Below are 18,288 nucleotides of genomic sequence, written 5' to 3'. Positions count from 1 at the left end.
TTTCGGTAACCTTCAGAGCCGGATAGGCGACCATTCTACACCGAACGGCGCGTTCCGACGTGATCTACTTATAACCGCGAACGGGTGGCCACCAATAGAGGTATTGGGAAAATCTTCCCTACAGCGGCATCGAACCTATGCGCGCGTGGAGCGTTGTAGGTGAATGGAGCATACCATGGCCCACCGCGACGTGATCGCGATAGGCGGGTCGATGGGAGCAATCGGTGCATTGAAACATCTGCTTCGCGAGCTTCCTACCGACTGCGCCGCCACTGTATTCGTCGTCATTCATGTGGGCGCGCGCGGCAAAGATCTGCTCGCCGATATTTTCAACCAGCATGCGGAGATTGCCGTCAAAACAGCGGTCGATGGCGAGCATGTCGAGCGTGGATGGGTTTATGTTGCGCCGGCCGACCATCATCTCCTCGTCCTCGACAACAGAATTCGGCTCGGCCGCGGGCCGCGGGAGAATCTCTCTCGACCGGCAGTCGATCCGCTCTTTCGATCCGTTGGCCTGAGCTACGGGCCAAGGGCGGTGGGGGTCGTGCTGACCGGCATGTTGAATGACGGAGCGGCCGGCCTCGCCGACCTCAAGCGATGCGGCGGCGTGACCGTTGTCCAAAATCCGTCGGACGCGGTTGAACCCGGCATGCCCATGGGAGCGCTCCAAACCAGCGATGTCGACTATCGGGCTCCGCTCGCGGACCTCCCCTCGCTGCTGCTCAAGCTCACCGGCGAAGAGCCAGGTCCCGCTGTTTCCATACCGCCCGATATCAGGCTGGAGGTCGAAATAGCGCTCGGCCGCCCGGTCACTCCGGCGGCGATCGACACGATCGCAGACGCCGTACCCCTCTCATGTCCAGCCTGCGGCGGTGTGCTTTCCGAAATCAGGAGCTGGCCGCCTCTCAGATTTCGCTGCCAGGTCGGCCACGCCTACACATCCGAGACACTGGCTACCGAGAAGGAGGGGGCCGTGGACGAGGCGATGAGGGTTGCGCTCAGGATCATCGAGGAAAGGGTGACGCTCTGCGAGAAGATGGCGGACGACGCCTGGCGCAGCGGGCTGGACGCGGCCGCCAGAGCAAACAAGCAGCGGGCGGAAGAAATCAGAGCGCACGCCGAAACCTTGCGCGGCGCGATTCTTGCCAAAGCCGACATGCCCACCGACAAGGTCGACAATGCAGAGTAGATGCCAACAAGCCCCCCAACCACTTGCCCCGGGGTAAGGATTGGGGGACGAATTCCGCTCTACTGCATGATGATACTCAGTGCGCCTCCTCCCAGTTATGCGCGGCGCGAGAATCGACCTTCAGCGGCACCTTCATGTTGAGCGCCGGCATGGCGGCGTTTTCCATCACCGAGACGATCACAGGGATGGTGCGCTCGATTTCGCCGTCCTCGACCTCGAAGATCAATTCGTCGTGGACCTGCAGGAGCATCCGCGCGGACAGCTTCGCCTCGCCCAGCGCCGGCTCCATCTTCACCATGGCGCGGCGGATGATGTCGGCGGCAGAGCCCTGGATTGGCGCGTTGATCGAGGCGCGTTCGTTGAAGGCGCGATGCGACGGATTGGAGGAGCGGATATCGGGATAGTGGGCGCGACGGCCGAAGATCGTTTCGACATATCCGTGCTCACGCGCGAAGGCCTTGGTGTTCTCCATGTAGTCGCGGATACCGGGGAAGCGCTCGAAATACTTCTTGATGTATTCGCTCGCCTCCGAACGTTCGATCGAAAGCTGGTTGGCAAGACCGAAGGCGGAGATGCCGTAGATGATGCCGAAATTGATCGCCTTGGCGCGGCGGCGGATTTCGCCCGGCATCCCGTCGACGGGAACCCCGAACATCTCGGAAGCGGTCATCGCGTGGATGTCGACGCCGTCGGCGAAGGCCTGGCGGAGCTGCGGAATATCCGCCACATGCGCGAGCACCCGAAGCTCGATCTGGCTGTAGTCCGCCGAAACCAGCTTGTGTCCCGGCGTCGCGATGAAGGCGGTGCGGATCTTGCGGCCCTCGACGGTGCGCACCGGAATGTTCTGCAGGTTGGGGTCGGCCGAGGAAAGGCGGCCCGTGGTCGTCGCGGCCAGCGCATAGGACGTATGTACGCGCCGCGTTCGCGGATGGACGAAGCCCGGCAGCGCGTCGGTATAGGTCGATTTCAGCTTGGTGAGCTGGCGCCAGTCGACGATCTTGCGCGGCAGGTGATGGCCTTCGGCGGCGAGCTCTTCGAGAACTTGCGCCGAGGTCGACCACTGACCGGTCTTGGTTTTCGAGCCGCCTGGCAGCCCCATCTTGCCGAACAGAATGTCGCCAAGCTGCTTCGGTGAACCGATGGTGAAAGTTTCGCCGGCCAGGCGGTAGATCTCGTCCTCGAGCGCCGCAGCACCCTGCGCAAGCTCTCCCGAGAGGCGCGAGAGAATTTGGCGATCGACGGTGATGCCGCGCTCCTCCATAAGGGCAAGAACCGCGACCAGCGGTCTTTCGAGCCGCTCATAGACGCGCGTCAGCCCCTTGGAAGAAAGTTGCGGCTTCAGCACGTGCCAGAGGCGCAGCGTCACGTCCGCCTCTTCCGCCGCATAGGCCGTCGCCCTGTCGATATCGACGAAGTCGAAGGTGAGCGAAGACCGGCCGCTGCCGGTGATATCCTTGTAGGCGATCGGCTTGTGATTGAGCCACCGCTCGGAAAGCGAATCCATGCCGTGAGCGCCGTTGCCGGCATCGATGACATAGGACATCAACATGGTGTCGTCGAAGCTCTTCACGGCGATGCCATGCCGCTTCATCAGGAGATAGTCGAACTTCAGGTTCTGCCCCACCTTCAACACCGAAGGCTCCTCGAGCAAGGTCTTTAGCCGGCTCAGCGCCTCGCCCACCGGGACCTGATCTTCGAGGGGACCGCCGCCAAGCAGATCGCCGGCGCGACTCTTGTGGATCAGTGGTACGTAAGCGGCACGGATTTTCGTGCCGGAGGGATTGTCCGCATAGTCGGCGATCGCCAGCGAGAAGCCGACCAGATCCGCCTGCATGGCGTCGAGCGACGTCGTTTCCGTGTCGAATCCAACCACGCCGGCGTCACGCGCATCGGCGATCCATCGGTCGAGCGTGGCAAGATCGCGAACGGTGACGTAGCTGGAATGATCAAAGGGGGCGGTGGCAAAGAATTCGGCGCGCGCCCGCGCGAGCCCCTGGGGCGTCGCGCCGGTAACGTCTGCATCCTGGCCGCTCGCGAGGAGCGAGACGGCCGCCTTGGCTGCCTGCCCGCGCGGCGGCGCCGCGCTCGACGATTGGGTGGAAGGCGGCGGGCCGGCCGCCTCGCCGGTGTCGAGGTCCGGCCCGTGCGCTTCCATGCCCCATTCGACCGGCACATACGCCGCTTCGACGGCCTCAGCGTCGGTATCCGTCGCCGCTGCGACACGGCGCGTCAGCGTATTGAATTCCATGGTCTTCAGGAAGGCGATGAGCTTCGGGCCGTTTTGCGGCTCGAGTCTCAGGTCCTCAAGCGGAACGTCGAGAGGAGTATCCTTCTTCAAGGTCACGAGTTGGCGGGAAAGGCGCGCAAGCTCGGCATTGGCGACAATGCTCTCGCGTCGCTTCTGCTGCTTGATTTCGCCAGCGCGCGCAAGCAACGTGTCGAGGTCGCCGTATTCTTCGAGCAGTTGGGCAGCGGTTTTCGGTCCGATGCCGGGGATCCCCGGGACGTTGTCGGTCGAATCGCCCGTCATCGCCTGGAGATCGATCATCTTCTCCGGCGGCACGCCCCATTTTTCGATCACGTCGGGGATCGTGATCTGCTTGTCCTTCATGCTGTCGTACATCGACACCCTGGAGGTCACCAGCTGCATCAGGTCCTTGTCCGAGGAAACGATCGTGACACCGGCGCCCGCCTCTTCGGCAAGGCGGGCGTAGGTCGCGATCAGGTCGTCCGCCTCATAGCCTTCCTTCTCGATGCAAGGCAGGTTGAAGGCGCGGGTGGCATGCCGGATCAGCCCGAACTGCGGGATCAGATCTTCGGGCGGCGCGGTGCGATTCGCCTTGTACTGGTCGTAAAGCACGTTGCGGAAGGTCTTCGAGGAATAGTCGAAAATCACCGCGAAATGCGTCGGTGCCACGCCGACCGACGTATCGCGCGCGTCGGTCAGGAGCTTCCAGAGCATGTTGCAGAAGCCGGCAACCGCATTGACCGGAAGGCCGTCGGACTTGCGGTTGAGCGGCGGGATGGCATGGAAGGCCCGGAAGATGAAGCCGGAGCCGTCGACGAGGAAGAGGTGATCACCGTTTTTCATGCGGCCATGGATAGCGCGGGGTGAGGCAAACGTCCATTGCGGTTTTCGCCGCCAGTGCCTATCTGGGCCAGTGACGGGGCGGACGCCGACGCCGTCCGAAGGCTCACGGAAACGTTACGCATTTGTAATGTGCGATTCAGTCGGACAATCCTTGAAAAGCCACATTTGGCTCCTCAAATTATTATCGAACGGCACTGAAATGATGCCGTCGTCTGGTGATTGGCCTGTCCCCCGCCCGCACCAGATGTGGACAAAGGCCTTATCCCCCTCTCCGGGCCTTTGTCCTGCTTTCAAAGAGCCGTCACGGCGCCGCCTCCGCGCCGCGACGGTTTTTTGTTGTCCAACCGGAGAGCGCACTGAGGAAAAGTGCGCACGTTTTTCCGCTCGCATTCGCGCCTCATTGTTCCGCTCAAATCCCTGTGAAGTCGGGGATATTTCAATTTCATCGCCAGCTTTGAAACTTGTCTTCGCTCCGGTTCACGCGTACCGATTAGGCTATGGCCTTCAATCGTATGGAATCTGCGACCTACCTGGCCAGTCTGCTGGCAAAAGGCTTCTCGCGCGCCCTGCAGGAGCGGGGGCAGAAGCTCGGCTTCGCGCCCGGCCAGTTTCCGGTTCTGCTTGAACTCTGGTCGGAGGAGGGCCTGACGCAAAAGCAGCTCCTCGATCGGCTGGACATAGAGCAGGCGACCATGGCCAACACGCTCGCCCGCATGGAGCGCGACGGGCTCATCAGCCGCCGCAAACACCCGAGCGACCGGCGCTCGCAACAGATCTTCCTGACGGAACGGGCGAGAGAGATCGAGGCGGCGGCGAAGGAAGCCGCACTCGCGGCGGAGCAATCCCTGCTGTCAGGCTTTCGCCGCTTCGAAAGGGAACTGATGCTCGAATACATGCGCATGGCGCTCGCCAATACCGCCCGCAACGGCGACGTTTCCTGATTCCTCGCGCCGACAATTTACCGTTGCAGCGGCGATTTCCATTCAAAGCGGTCGACATTCAAAGCCAGATGGACGCGGCAATACCGTGGTCTGCCCAAAATCCTTCTCTGAAACCGATTTCGATTTGCGGGGTTATGGGCTAGGTTCCGCGCGAAACGCACATAAGGATTCGCATGATGGCAGACATCACCCCTGTTCTGGAGCGCGCCGACGCCAATCTTCCGAACAGTCTCGACCGGCTTTTCGACCTCGTCCGCATCAAGTCCATTTCCACGGACCCGGCCTTCAAAGCAGAGTGCCGCAAGGCGGCCGAGTGGCTCGTAACGGAACTGAACGCGCTCGGCTTCACCGCCTCGGTGCGCGAGACACCCGGCCATCCGATGGTCGTCGCCCACCACGTCGGCGCAACGGCGAATGCTCCCCACGTGCTGTTCTACGGCCACTACGACGTGCAGCCTGTCGACCCGCTGAACCTCTGGGACGCTCCTCCCTTCGAACCGGCGATCAAGGAGATCGAGCCAGGGCGCAAGGTCATCAGCGGCCGCGGCACGTCCGACGACAAGGGCCAGCTGATGACCTTCCTCGAAGCGGTGCGCGCCTACAAGGAGATCCATGACGCCCTTCCCTGCCGGATCACCATTCTCTTCGAGGGTGAGGAAGAGTCGGGCTCGCCGTCGCTGAAGCCCTTCCTCCAGGCCAATGCCGCCGAACTCAAGGCCGACTATGCGCTCGTCTGCGATACGAGCATGTGGGACAGCGAGACGCCGGCGATTTCCGCGGGCCTGCGCGGCCTTGTCGGCGAGGAGATCGTCATCACGGCGGCGGATCGCGATCTGCATTCGGGCTATTTCGGCGGCGCGGCGGCGAACCCCATCCACATCCTGACCGACATCCTTGCCGGCCTGCACGATGACACGGGTCGCGTCACGCTCGAAAACTTCTACGATGGCGTCGAGGAGACCCCCGCCCAGATCAAGGCGGCCTGGGACACGCTCGGTCAGACGGCCGAGAAGTTCCTCGGTCAGATCGGTCTCTCGATTCCCTCCGGCGAGAAGGGACGCTCCGTGCTCGAATTGACCTGGGCGCGCCCAACGGCCGAGGTCAACGGCATCACCGGCGGCTACACGGGCGAAGGCTTCAAGACGGTGATCGCGGCGCAGGCATCGGCGAAAGTGTCGTTCCGCCTCGTCGGCCATCAGGATCCGGCCAAGATCCGCGAGGCCTTCCGCGCCTATGCACGGTCGAAGGTGCCGGCGGACTGCTCGGTGGAATTCCATCCCCATGGCGGCTCTCCGGCGATCCACCTGCCCTATGATTCGCCTTTGCTGAACACGGCGAAGATGGCGCTTTCCGACGAATGGCCGAAACCGGCAGTCGTCATCGGCATGGGCGGCTCGATCCCGATCGTCGGCGATTTCCAGAGAATGCTCGGCATCGAATCGCTGCTCGTCGGCTTCGGCCTTTCCGACGACCGCATTCATTCACCGAACGAGAAATACGAGCTTATGTCCTTCCACAAAGGTATTCGCTCGTGGATTCGTATCCTCGACGCGCTGGCCGCCTGATGATCTCTACAGCGCCACGCGTCTGATCAGGCGCGCAAAGGGCGCTGTAGCACTCTCAAATGCTGCATGTTTATCCTTGAACCGGGTACGAATTAAGCAAACATGCGGTCGCGAACCGTGGTGGACCTTCCGCCACGGTTTTGCTGTGGCCGCGCCGTTCAAGTCCGCGAAGGCCTCGGCGCCTATTCGCGTCATCGCGGATGAGTGTCCGGATATCCGGTCATCGCTGCTTGACCTCGTGGCTGCGGGATGCTTCCCTTTTCACAAAAGATCAGAATGGGGAAATGGGCTGTTGGCTAGGTCGAGGACCGAGACATCGCGTTCCGGGCGCGGTCCCTTTGGAATGCGAAAACGGGATGGCATTCTTCGCCGTCCTCCAAGGTCCCCTGCCAATCTCGCCCCCGGGAACACCCTGGCGCCGGCATGACAAGGTTGAAAGCCTATCTTTGGCCCGCCGTCGGGCTAGCGGCGATCCTGTTCTCGGTGAATGCGCTCTACCACGAACTGCGAGGCCTTTCGGTCGATGACTTCATCGCCAGTTTCCAGGCGACCTCGCTCGGAAGCTGGCTGCTTGCCATCGGAGCGACCCTCCTCGCCTATGCGGCGCTTGCCGCCTATGACAAGCTCGCGCTCGACCATCTCGGCCACCACGGCATCTCCATCTGGTTCATCACGGTCTGCTCGTTCACGACCTATGCGCTCTCGCACAATCTCGGCGCGTCGGTGTTTTCAGGGGCCGTGGTGCGCTACCGCGCCTACCGGTCGAAAGGTCTGACCGCCGGCGAGGTCGGCGTCCTCGTCGCCTTCTGCTCCTTCACCTTCACGCTCGGCACGCTGACATTGTCCGCAATCGTTCTATTGGTGAAGCCCGACATCATCGAGCGCTTTGCCGAATTCCTGCCGATCGAGATGTCACTGACCACCGGTGTCATCATCCTCGCACTCATCGGTCTTTACGTGCTCGGCAGCCTGATCGGCCTTCGGCCGGTTCGCACGCGCTGGTTCCAGTTGCACTATCCAAGGCCGTGGATCGTCCTCAGGCAGCTGGTGATTGCTCCCGTCGAACTCCTCGGCGCGGCCGGCATCATCTATTTCGCCCTGCCTGAGGTCGGTAATCCCGGCTACATCGTCATTCTCGGCATCTTCGTCGCGTCCTTCTCGGCAGCACTCCTGTCGCACGCGCCCGGCGGCCTCGGTGTGCTCGAGCTCGTTTTCATTGCGGCGCTGCCGGAGATGGATCCAGCTGACGTACTCGCCGCACTCGCGATCTTCCGGCTGCTCTATCTCGTCGTGCCGTTCGTCATGGCGCTCATCGTCATCCTGATCTACGAGCGCTCGCGCTTCCTGGCGCAGCGAGACAGCGGCATTCCGTAGCCAACCGCAATTTCTTCTTCTGTGATCGACCTTGCGTGCTGTAGCGCGCCCGTCAGGGCACCTCGCAAACGGCGGGTATCGCCTGCTCGATCGGCCCTTCTACCTCCTTGAGCCGGGCGGCCTCGATCTGATAGGGCGTGAAGGGCGGCGCCTGCAGCGTCGGACTGATGATGCGGGCGACGTAGCAGCCGGCAAACAAGCGAATTTTTTGAGGCTGCTCGATGGATTTCACGGCAACGGGAATGGCGGCATAGACGCTGCCGGCTGCGCCCTCGGTCGTCACCTTTCCAATCCTGACCTCGACCGAAACTGTATTCGCATAGCCGCGCGAGAAATCCGCGAAACCGCCGACCGGCTGCGTCTCGGCGAAATAGCCATAGGCGCGAGCATATTCCTTGCGGTTGATGGCATTGTAGAGCGAACGCACGAGCGCAGCGCCGTCGGAGCGATCGTCGAAGTAGGGGAGCGTCTCCTCGGCCGGGGCTTCGGCCTTCACCAGCGCAACGGCCGCAAATGCAACCGCTGCCGTCAAACAAACCTTCATCGCCTTCTCCTTGACCGGACGCCTATTCAAGACCCGGCAAGTGGCAGCCAGAAGGCAAGACAGGTTTCGCTGCCCGCGATGGTCGAGTGCGGAAGCCGATGCGAGATCACTTCGGCGGCAGTCCGGCCTTGCGCCTCGCCACGACATGCTCACGCCAGACCGTGAAAATGCCGGCCGCGACCACGAGGATGGAGCCTAGAACCATGTTTGCCGTCAACGTCTCGCCGAAGATGGTGACGCCCATGATCGAAGCGAAGACGAGTTGCAGGTAGGTGAGCGGCTGGACGGCGACGGCATCGAGCATGTCATAGGCGCGGATCAGGAAATAGTGGCTGGAGGTTCCGGTGATGCAGAGCAGCAGCATCCAGCCCCAATCGGTCGGCGACAGCGCAGTCCAGAAGAACGGTCCGACCAGGCTGATTGCAACTGCGCCGACGCTGCCGGTGTAGAAGAAGCTGGTCATCGCCGAATCGCCGCCACGGCTGACCAGGCGCGTTGCGATAATGTAGATGGAAAACATCACTGCTGCCGACAGCGGCAGTAGAAAGCTCGTGTCGAAGGTCCCCTGCTCAGGCTTCAGGATCAGGAGCACGCCGACGAGACCCGCCGAAATCGCCGCCCAGCGCCGCCAGCCGACCCGCTCGCCAAGGAGCGGCATGGACAGGAGCGCAACGAAGAGCGGCGTGGCCGCCAGGATCGCCTGCGAATGCGCCAGGCCGACGATCGTGAAGGCGGTGATGACGACCACGATCTGCGCCGGCAGCAGCACGCCGCGCAGCAGCTGCAGCGCCGGCTTCTTCGTTACGATCGTCGCCTTGAGCCCGCCCGGCGCCCGCGCCGCCAACACCGTGGCAAAGGCGGCAAAGGCCCAATAGCGGATCATCGACACGAAGACCGGCGGATAGATGGCGCCAAGATGTTTGGAGATGCCGTCCTGGATCGCGAAGATGACAATCGCAAGAAGCGCGAAGACGTAGCCGTTTGCCCTGGATTTCATGAGGAGCCTGATATTCCTACAGCGCCGCGCGTCTTATCAGACGCGCAAAGGACGCTGTAGCACTTTGAATTGCTGCATGTTTTTATCCTTAAATCGGTTACGATTTAAGGAAACGTGCAGTAGCGCCGGGCCTGGAGCCACGGTTTTTTCGGCCGCAGTCAGCTGAGACAAAAAGACCCCGAGCCGGGAGGAGGTGGCTCGGGGTCTCTGAACTAGATCGGTCCTGGGAGGAGGAGTGGACCGATCGGCGTCTGGCGCTGTGGGAGGAGGTACAGCGCTTCGACAAGAGAGAGAATAAGTCATTCCCCCTGATTTAATAGGGACAATGTTGCATTGCAGCATTGCGCTGAGTGCAATGCGGCACGCTGCCTGTACCCGTCTCTACATTTCCGTGACCAAACTCGCCTGATGCGGCGAAATGGCCTTTGCCCCTTCCCAAGGTGCAGTAGTCTCAATTGCGGCGGTCACTCCTCGCCTCGCGATAGGGCCGCAGGCGCAAGCGCAAAGACGGGCGGAAGAGCGCGCCAGCCCCCGACGGGGGGAAAGCGCCGGGCAGCCGGTCGGGCGCAAGTTTTTGAACACTCTATCTTTTTCACGAGGCAGCTCTTAACTCCCCCTTAAATTGCCGCAATTAGAGTCCACCGCATCGGCACGTGCACCTGGGTGAGCTCGAGCGCACGACAGGAATTGCGCCGCCGGGAATCGCTTTCGAGCGATGAAGGTCGGACTTCAAGGGGACGCATCCTTCCGGCATGGCAGCACGCGGCAAATCAGGACAACGGATCGAACCTTCCTTCGCGGGCGACAGCGATGACGGTGATTGGCGGGTCGAGGCGAGCGATCGCGTGAGCGGAGGCGCCCGACGGCCCACCCGCGGCAAGTCCGGAGCCGGCAAGAAAAAGACAGGCGGCAAGCGCGGTGGCCGACGCGGCTCCAGCGGCGGCGGCAGCTTTTTCGGCCTTGTCCGCAGGCTTGCCTACTGGTGCGTCGTGCTTGGCATATGGGGTGCGATCGGCGTCGGCGGCCTGGTGCTCTATTACGGCGCGCGGATGCCAAGCGCGACCAGCTGGTCGATCCCCGACCGGCCGCCGAACGTGAAGATCCTTTCGGTCAGCGGCGACATCATCGCCAATCGCGGCGCGACAGGCGGCGAGGCGCTGTCGCTCGAAAATATGTCGCCATATATCCCGCAAGCGGTGATCGCCATCGAGGATCGGCGGTTCTATTCGCATTTCGGCGTCGATCCGCTCGGGCTTGCCCGCGCCATGCTGACCAATCTGACGACCGGCCGCATGGTTCAGGGCGGCTCGACATTGACGCAGCAACTCGCCAAGAACCTGTTCCTCTCGCCCGAGCGCACGCTGGAGCGCAAGGTGCAAGAGGTGCTGCTCGCCTTCTGGCTCGAGCAGAAATACTCCAAGGACCAGATTCTCGCGATGTATCTCAATCGCGTGTTCTTCGGTTCCAACGCCTATGGCGTCGAGGCGGCATCGCGGCGCTACTTCAACAAATCGGCGCGCGACGTCAATCTCGGCGAGGCGGCCGTTCTCGCCGGGTTGCTCAAGGCGCCTTCTCGCCTTTCGCCGGCGCGCGACCCTGAAGCCGCCGAGGAGCGCGCGCAGGTGGTGCTCGGCGCCATGCGCGAGGAAGGCTTCATCACCGACGCCGAGATCAAGACGGCCATGTCGCAGACCCCGACCAAGGCCAAGAGCTTCTGGTCGGGCGCCGAGCACTATGTCGCCGACATGGTCATGGACCAGCTTCCCGACATGATCGGTGAAATCAGCCAGGACCTGGTGATCGACACGACGATCGATCTGGCGCTCGAGAAGAAGGCCGAGGAGGCCATTTCCGCGACACTCGAAGCGGAGGGCGGGAAGCTCAACGCCTCGCAAGCCGCCCTCGTGTCGATCGACGGAACCGGCGCCATCAGGGCATTGGTCGGAGGCCGCGACTATGCCGAAAGCCAGTTCGACCGCGCCTCCAAAGCCAAGCGGCAACCGGGGTCCGCCTTCAAGCCCTTCGTCTATGCGGCCGCGCTCGAGATCGGCCGCACGCCCATGTCGGTCCGAAACGACGCGCCGGTCAGGATCGGCAACTGGACGCCGGAAAACTACGACCAGAAATACCGCGGCGAGGTCACGCTCGCCGATGCGCTTGCCAATTCGCTGAACACGATCGCGGCTGAGCTCGTCATGGAGGTCGGTCCGCAGAACGTGGTCAAGCTCGCGCATCGGCTCGGGATCGATTCGGAGATGCAGGCGAACGCCTCGATTGCGCTCGGGACGTCGGAAGTGAGCCTTGTCGAACTCACCTCCTCCTACGCACCCTTTATGAATGGCGGCTTCAAGGCGACCCCGCACGTCATCCGCCGTATCTCCACCGCCGACGGCACGGTGCTCTACGAAAACACCTACGACAACCCACCGCGCGTGCTCGACCCGGCGATCGTCAGCGAGATGAACCAGATGATGGTGCGCGTGCTGACCAACGGCACCGGCAAGAATGCCCGCATCAAGGGTTGGGAGGCGGCCGGCAAGACCGGCACGACGCAATCCTTCCGCGACGCGCTTTTCGTCGGCTACACGTCGAACCTGACGACCGGCGTCTGGTTCGGCAATGACGACGGCAAGTCGATGAAGAAGGTCACCGGTGGCGGGCTGCCCGCCAAGGCCTGGCACGAGTTCATGACCGCCGCCCACGAGGGCCTGTCGCCATCGCCGCTGTTCGGGACGACCGGCGTGCAGCCTGTCTTCGACCAGGGCGGCGCGGTCGCCGGTTCCGGTGGTCTCCCGGACGGTTTCGCAACCGCCAATCCCGATCAGTTTCCCGAACCGCCGGCAAGCGTCGACGGTACCGCCGCCATCGAGCAGGTGCGGCCCGCCAACGACGAGAGTGCCGGGCCGATCCCGCCCGCGGGTGTCGGCGAGACGACCGGCGCGACCCGCCGGACGACGCTTTTCGAGCTGTTGACCGGTGGTTGAGCCGCCGCGCTGGCTACTTCTTTCGACAGGAATCGCTGACGGCGCCAGGGTGCCGTGCCGATATCGCTTCATCCCGGCATCAAGAGCGCTTGCTTTTGCCCCTGATCCCCCCGCAGAATGCCTTGCAGTCCGAAACGCCGGTCCTTATATACGCCGCATCGACGCAGCCTCGGCTGCAATGAAATCCAACGACCATCCCGTTAGGGGCTGTCCCACGAATGCCTGACCGGGTTCCGACAGTCCGCTGCAAGGAGAGAACGACATGGCTAAAGTTATTGGTATTGACCTGGGAACGACCAACTCCTGCGTCGCCGTCATGGACGGCAAGGACGCGAAGGTGATCGAAAACGCTGAGGGCGCGCGCACGACCCCCTCGATGGTGGCATTCACCGACGACGGCGAACGTCTCGTCGGCCAGCCGGCCAAGCGCCAGGCCGTCACCAATCCGGAAAACACTCTTTTTGCGATCAAGCGCCTGATCGGCCGTACCTTCCAGGATCCGACCACCCAGAAGGACAAGGGGATGGTCCCCTACAAGATCACCAAGGCCGACAATGGTGACGCCTGGGTCGAAGCGCACGGCAAGGGTTACTCGCCGTCGCAGATCTCGGCCATGATCCTTCAGAAGATGAAGGAAACCGCCGAGTCCTATCTCGGTGAGAAGGTCGAAAAGGCCGTCATCACCGTTCCGGCCTACTTCAACGACGCCCAGCGCCAGGCCACCAAGGATGCCGGCAAGATCGCCGGCCTCGAAGTGCTGCGCATCATCAACGAGCCGACCGCTGCCGCGCTCGCCTACGGTCTTGACAAGAAGGAAGGCAAGACGATCGCCGTCTACGACCTTGGCGGTGGCACCTTCGATATCTCTGTTCTGGAAATCGGCGATGGCGTCTTCGAGGTGAAGTCGACCAATGGCGACACCTTCCTCGGCGGTGAAGACTTCGACATGCGTCTCGTCGAATACCTCGCCGGCGAGTTCAAGAAGGAACAGGGCATCGACCTCAAGAACGACAAGCTCGCGCTGCAGCGCCTCAAGGAAGCTGCTGAAAAGGCGAAGATCGAGCTGTCGTCCTCGCAGCAGACCGAAATCAACCTGCCGTTCATCACGGCCGATGCATCCGGTCCGAAGCACCTGACGATGAAGCTGTCGCGCGCCAAGTTCGAGAGCCTGGTCGACGATCTCGTCCAGAAGACCATCGCGCCCTGCAAGGCGGCGCTGAAGGATGCCGGTGTTTCGGCGGCGGAGATCGACGAAGTCGTTCTCGTCGGTGGCATGACCCGCATGCCCAAGGTCCAGGAAACCGTCAAGCAGCTCTTCGGCAAGGAGCCGCACAAGGGCGTCAACCCGGATGAGGTGGTCGCCATGGGTGCCGCCATCCAGGCCGGCGTTCTCCAGGGCGACGTCAAGGACGTTCTGCTGCTCGACGTGACCCCGCTGTCGCTCGGCATCGAAACGCTCGGCGGCGTCTTCACCCGCCTGATCGAGCGCAACACGACGATCCCGACCAAGAAGTCGCAGACTTTTTCGACGGCTGACGACAACCAGTCCGCCGTGACGATCCGCGTTTCGCAGGGCGAGCGTGAAATGGCCGCCGACAACAAGCTGCTCGGCCAGTTCGACCTCGTGGGCATCCCGCCGGCACCGCGCGGCGTACCGCAGATCGAAGTCACCTTCGACATCGACGCCAACGGCATCGTGCAGGTTTCCGCGAAGGACAAGGGCACCGGCAAGGAGCACCAGATCCGCATCCAGGCATCCGGTGGTCTCTCCGATGCCGACATCGAGAAGATGGTCAAGGACGCCGAAGCCAATGCCGAGGCCGACAAGAAGCGCCGCGAAACGGTCGAGGCCCGGAACCAGGCGGAAAGCCTGATCCACTCTTCGGAGAAGTCGCTGAAGGAATATGGCGACAAGGTTTCGGAAACCGACCGCAAGGCGATCAGCGACGCGATCGCAGCCCTGAAGGCCGCGACCGAAGCTTCCGAGCCGGACGCAGAGGACATCAAGGCCAAGACCAATACGCTCATGGAAGTTTCCATGAAGCTCGGTCAGGCGATCTATGAGGCACAGCAGGCCGAAGCCGCCCATGCGGATGCCGCAGCGGATGCGGCCCGCGACGATGACGTCGTCGACGCCGACTTCGAAGAGGTCAAGGACGAAGACGGCCGCAAGCGGTCCGCATAAGCCTCTTTCGATCGTTGCATCAAAGGAGCCCGGGAGCGATCCCGGGCTTTTTCATGCCCGCACGGCCACCTTGGCGCGGACGATCGGATGCCGGTGACGGCGCAACAGGCCGCGCGAGCGCCATTTTTCGACAAAAAACCGCCTGTACCCCGAGTTGGCTATGGTATCGCGCTTCAAGGTTTACTAAATCCTGTGGCAAGATAATCAGGCAGCCGCCGATCCCCGCGCTGGCACGCCTTGTCAATGGGACAATCTTTGAAGCATGAAACGTGATCTTTACGAAACGCTCGGCGTTGCAAGAGGTGCGGATGAGAAGGAGCTGAAAAGCGCCTTCCGCAAACTGGCGATGAAATATCATCCGGACAAGAACCCGGGCGACGCGGAAGCGGAAAAATCTTTCAAAGAGATCAACGAAGCCTATGAGACGCTGAAGGACCCGCAGAAGCGCGCGGCCTACGACCGCTACGGTCACGCTGCATTCGAGCAGGGCGGCATAGGCGGCGGCTTCGGCAACGGCTTTGCGGGCGGTGGCGCCGGCGGATTCTCCGACATCTTCGAGGACATCTTCGGCGAGATGATGGGCGGCGGGCGCCAGCGGCGCTCCTCAGGCGGACGCGAGCGCGGCGCCGATCTTCGCTACAACATGGAAATCACGCTCGAAGAGGCCTATTCCGGCAAGACGGCGCAGATCCGCGTGCCGACATCGATCACCTGCGACGTCTGCAGCGGCAGCGGCGCCAAGCCCGGCACGAGCCCGAAGACCTGCGCGACCTGTCAGGGCTCCGGCCGCGTGCGCGCGGCGCAGGGCTTCTTCTCGATCGAGCGCACCTGCCCGACCTGCGGCGGCCGCGGCCAGACGATCACCGATCCCTGCATCAAATGCCACGGCCAGGGCCGGGTCATGGAGGAGCGTACGCTTTCGGTCAACATTCCGGCCGGCATCGAGGACGGGACGCGCATTCGCCTCTCCGGCGAAGGCGAGGCAGGCCTTCGCGGCGGTCCGGCGGGCGACCTCTACATTTTCCTCTCCGTCAAACCGCACGAATTCTACCAGCGCGACGGTGCCGACCTCTATTGCAGCGTGCCGATCTCGATGACGACGGCGGCGCTCGGCGGCAAATTCGACGTGGCGACGCTCGACGGTACCAAGTCCCGCGTCACCGTGCCGGAGGGCACGCAGGCCGGCAAGCAGTTCCGCCTCAAGGGCAAGGGCATGCCGGTGCTGCGCTCCACCCAGAGCGGCGATCTCTACATCCAGATCCAGATCGAGACGCCGCAGAAGCTGACCAAGCGTCAGCGCGAGCTGCTGCAGGAGTTCGAGCAGATCTCGTCCAAGGAGAACAATCCGGAGTCGACGGGCTTCTTCGCCCGGATGAAGGATTTCTTCGACACGCTCAGCGACTGATACCGGTTCGAAAGCGGCGGAATTTCAAGGCACCGCCGTCCACGACCGAAAGACTCTTGGGGCGCTTCACCGTTTCGTTGAAACAGTGAAACGCCCCAACTCTTTTGAACCGGCGCTATCCCTACAGCCCCGTGCGTCTTATCGGATGCGCACAGGTCGCTGTAGCACTTTGAATTGCTGCATGTCTTTGTCCTTAAATCGAGGTCGATTTAAGGACAAAGACATGCACCAGAATCGATCAGCCAAACAAGCCGGCAGCGAAGTAGGAAAGGGCGGCGATCACGGCAGCCGCCGGCATGGTGATCACCCAGGCAATAACGATGTTGCCGGCCAGCCCCCAGCGCACGGCCGAGACGCGCCGTGCCGATCCGACGCCGACGATGGCACCGGTGATCGTGTGGGTGGTCGAGACCGGAATGCCGAGCCAGGTGGCACCGAACAGGGTGATGGCGCCGCCCGTTTCGGCGCAGAAACCCTGCATCGGGTTGAGTTTGGTGATCTTCGATCCCATGGTGTGGACGATCCTCCAGCCGCCGAACAGCGTGCCAAGCGCGATCGCCGCCTGGCAGGTGATCACCACCCAGAAGGGCACGTAGAATTCCGACCCGAGATAGCCTTGGGAAAAGAGCAGCACGGCGATAATGCCCATGGTCTTCTGTGCGTCGTTGCCGCCGTGCCCAAGCGAATAGAACGAGGCGGAAACGAACTGCAGAACCCGGAACGTACTGTCGACCGCAAACGGCGTCTGGCGAACAAAGAGCCAGGACACGATCAGCACGAGGAATAGCGCCAGAAAAAAGCCGATGGCAGGCGACATGACGATCGCCCCGGCCGTCTTCAGGAGACCGTGCCAGACGATCGCGCTGAAGCCGGTCCTGGCGAGGCCCGCGCCAACCAGGCCGCCGACGAGCGCATGGGAGGAACTCGAAGGAATCCCGAACAGCCAGGTGACGATGTTCCAGACGATCGCACCCGTCAACGCCGCAAAGATCACCTGCGGCGTGACGATACCCGGGTCGATGATGCCGGTCCCGAGCGTCTCAGCCACGTGCAGCCCGAAGAACAGGAAGGCGATGAAGTTGAAGAAGGCCGCCCACAGGACCGCATACTGCGGCCTCAAGACGCGGGTCGAGACAATGGTCGCGATCGAGTTGGCCGCGTCGTGCAATCCGTTGAGGAAATCGAAGAACAGGGCGACGGCGATGAGCCCCACGAGCAGCGGGAAAGCGAGCGTCACATCCATCAGACGTTCTCGATCACGATGCCGCTGATTTCGTTCGCCACATCCTCGAAGCGATCGACGACTTTCTCCAGCTCGCCGTAGATTTCGCTGCCGATGATGTAAGCCATGGGATTGGTGGCGCCATGGCGCTGGAACAGGTCCTTGAGCCCCTGGTCGTGCAGCTCGTCGGAACGACCCTCGACGCGGGTCACCTCCTCGGCAATGGTGCTGAGGCGCTGGGCATTCGCACCGATCCGGTTGAGCAGGGGTATGGCCTCGGCAACGAGATGGGCCGCCTGCACCACCGCGGCACCCATTTCCTGCATGCCGGGATCGAAGCTTTTCTGCTCGTAGAGCCGGATCGTTTTCACCGTCTTGTGCATCATGTCGATCGCGTCATCCATCGACTGGATGAGATCCTTGATGTCACCACGGTCGAAGGGTGTGATGAAGCTCCGGCGCACCGCGAGCAGGACTTCGCGGGTGATCTCGTCGGCCTCGTGCTCGAGCGCGATGATGCGATCGCAATGGCGATCGATGTCCGGTCCCCCGGCAAGCAAGGCATTCAGCGCTTCCGCCGCTCCCATGACTGTGCGCGAGTGTTGTGCAAAGAGATCAAAGAATCGATCCTCGCGGGGAAGAAGCTTGCGAAACAGGCCAAGCATTGCAGATCCATCTGTCGATTGTCACAAAACTGTCATATTGCACCGACTCGCCCAGGGAAAGCTCTCAAGTGGACAAAAACCGAAGCTTCCCCGGCGATTTCGCGCCCGAGGAACAGCGATGCGGGT

General features: G+C 62.4%; 12 protein-coding genes. 7 read left to right on the top strand and 5 right to left on the bottom strand.

Annotated features, from left to right (window positions below; genetic code table 11):
- The first annotated feature begins 175 nt into the window (after nucleotides 1–175).
- Nucleotides 176–1,189, top strand: a complete 1,014-nt coding sequence (locus tag RB548_RS19480; protein WP_331372839.1) for a chemotaxis protein CheB — start codon at nucleotides 176–178, stop codon at nucleotides 1,187–1,189.
- 76 nt (nucleotides 1,190–1,265) lie between these two features.
- Here the strand turns inward: RB548_RS19480 and polA are convergent, their stop codons facing one another.
- Nucleotides 1,266–4,280 carry a DNA polymerase I gene (gene polA, locus RB548_RS19475; RefSeq protein ID WP_331372838.1) on the bottom strand — a complete coding sequence of 1,005 codons (3,015 nt, stop codon included), beginning with the start codon at nucleotides 4,278–4,280 and terminating at the stop codon, nucleotides 1,266–1,268.
- 497 nt (nucleotides 4,281–4,777) lie between these two features.
- On the opposite strand from polA, the gene RB548_RS19470 reads away from it, so the two are divergent.
- From RB548_RS19470 to RB548_RS19460, 3 genes are all read left to right on the top strand, one after another.
- On the top strand, nucleotides 4,778–5,221 hold the full coding sequence (locus RB548_RS19470) for a MarR family winged helix-turn-helix transcriptional regulator (protein ID WP_331372837.1): 444 nt from the start codon (nucleotides 4,778–4,780) through the stop codon (nucleotides 5,219–5,221).
- A gap of 173 nt (nucleotides 5,222–5,394) precedes the next feature.
- Nucleotides 5,395–6,786 carry a M20/M25/M40 family metallo-hydrolase gene (locus tag RB548_RS19465; protein ID WP_331372836.1) on the top strand — a complete coding sequence of 464 codons (1,392 nt, stop codon included), beginning with the start codon at nucleotides 5,395–5,397 and terminating at the stop codon, nucleotides 6,784–6,786.
- 423 nt (nucleotides 6,787–7,209) lie between these two features.
- On the top strand, nucleotides 7,210–8,160 hold the full coding sequence (locus tag RB548_RS19460; RefSeq protein WP_331372835.1) for a lysylphosphatidylglycerol synthase transmembrane domain-containing protein: 951 nt from the start codon (nucleotides 7,210–7,212) through the stop codon (nucleotides 8,158–8,160).
- A 52-nt stretch (nucleotides 8,161–8,212) separates the two neighbouring features.
- Here RB548_RS19460 and RB548_RS19455 read toward each other — a convergent pair whose 3' ends face one another.
- On the bottom strand, nucleotides 8,213–8,704 hold the full coding sequence (locus RB548_RS19455; protein WP_331372834.1) for a hypothetical protein: 492 nt from the start codon (nucleotides 8,702–8,704) through the stop codon (nucleotides 8,213–8,215).
- Nucleotides 8,705–8,810: 106 nt separating this feature from the next.
- Nucleotides 8,811–9,701 (bottom strand): DMT family transporter, encoded by an 891-nt coding sequence (locus tag RB548_RS19450; protein WP_331372833.1) that lies wholly within the window; start codon nucleotides 9,699–9,701, stop codon nucleotides 8,811–8,813.
- 752 nt (nucleotides 9,702–10,453) lie between these two features.
- Between RB548_RS19450 and RB548_RS19445 the strand changes: the two genes are divergently transcribed.
- From RB548_RS19445 to dnaJ, 3 genes are all read left to right on the top strand, one after another.
- Nucleotides 10,454–12,685 (top strand): transglycosylase domain-containing protein, encoded by a 2,232-nt coding sequence (locus tag RB548_RS19445; RefSeq protein WP_331372832.1) that lies wholly within the window; start codon nucleotides 10,454–10,456, stop codon nucleotides 12,683–12,685.
- 262 nt (nucleotides 12,686–12,947) lie between these two features.
- Complete coding sequence (dnaK, locus tag RB548_RS19440; RefSeq protein ID WP_331372831.1) at nucleotides 12,948–14,870, top strand: molecular chaperone DnaK; 1,923 nt, start codon at nucleotides 12,948–12,950, stop codon at nucleotides 14,868–14,870.
- 262 nt (nucleotides 14,871–15,132) lie between these two features.
- On the top strand, nucleotides 15,133–16,275 hold the full coding sequence (gene dnaJ, locus RB548_RS19435) for a molecular chaperone DnaJ (protein ID WP_331372830.1): 1,143 nt from the start codon (nucleotides 15,133–15,135) through the stop codon (nucleotides 16,273–16,275).
- A 238-nt stretch (nucleotides 16,276–16,513) separates the two neighbouring features.
- Here dnaJ and RB548_RS19430 read toward each other — a convergent pair whose 3' ends face one another.
- Entirely contained in the window at nucleotides 16,514–17,518 is a 1,005-nt protein-coding gene (locus tag RB548_RS19430; protein WP_331372829.1) for an inorganic phosphate transporter, read from the bottom strand.
- Nucleotides 17,518–18,162, bottom strand: a complete 645-nt coding sequence (locus RB548_RS19425) for a DUF47 domain-containing protein (RefSeq protein ID WP_331372828.1) — start codon at nucleotides 18,160–18,162, stop codon at nucleotides 17,518–17,520. Before RB548_RS19425 ends, RB548_RS19430 begins: the two co-directional genes overlap by 1 nt.
- Nucleotides 18,163–18,288 lie beyond the last annotated feature (126 nt).

Source organism: Sinorhizobium chiapasense (genome assembly GCF_036488675.1).
Classification (GTDB): domain Bacteria; phylum Pseudomonadota; class Alphaproteobacteria; order Rhizobiales; family Rhizobiaceae; genus Sinorhizobium; species Sinorhizobium chiapasense.
Note: the sequence above shows the minus strand (reverse complement) of the source record. Positions and strands in the feature narration are given on the sequence as shown.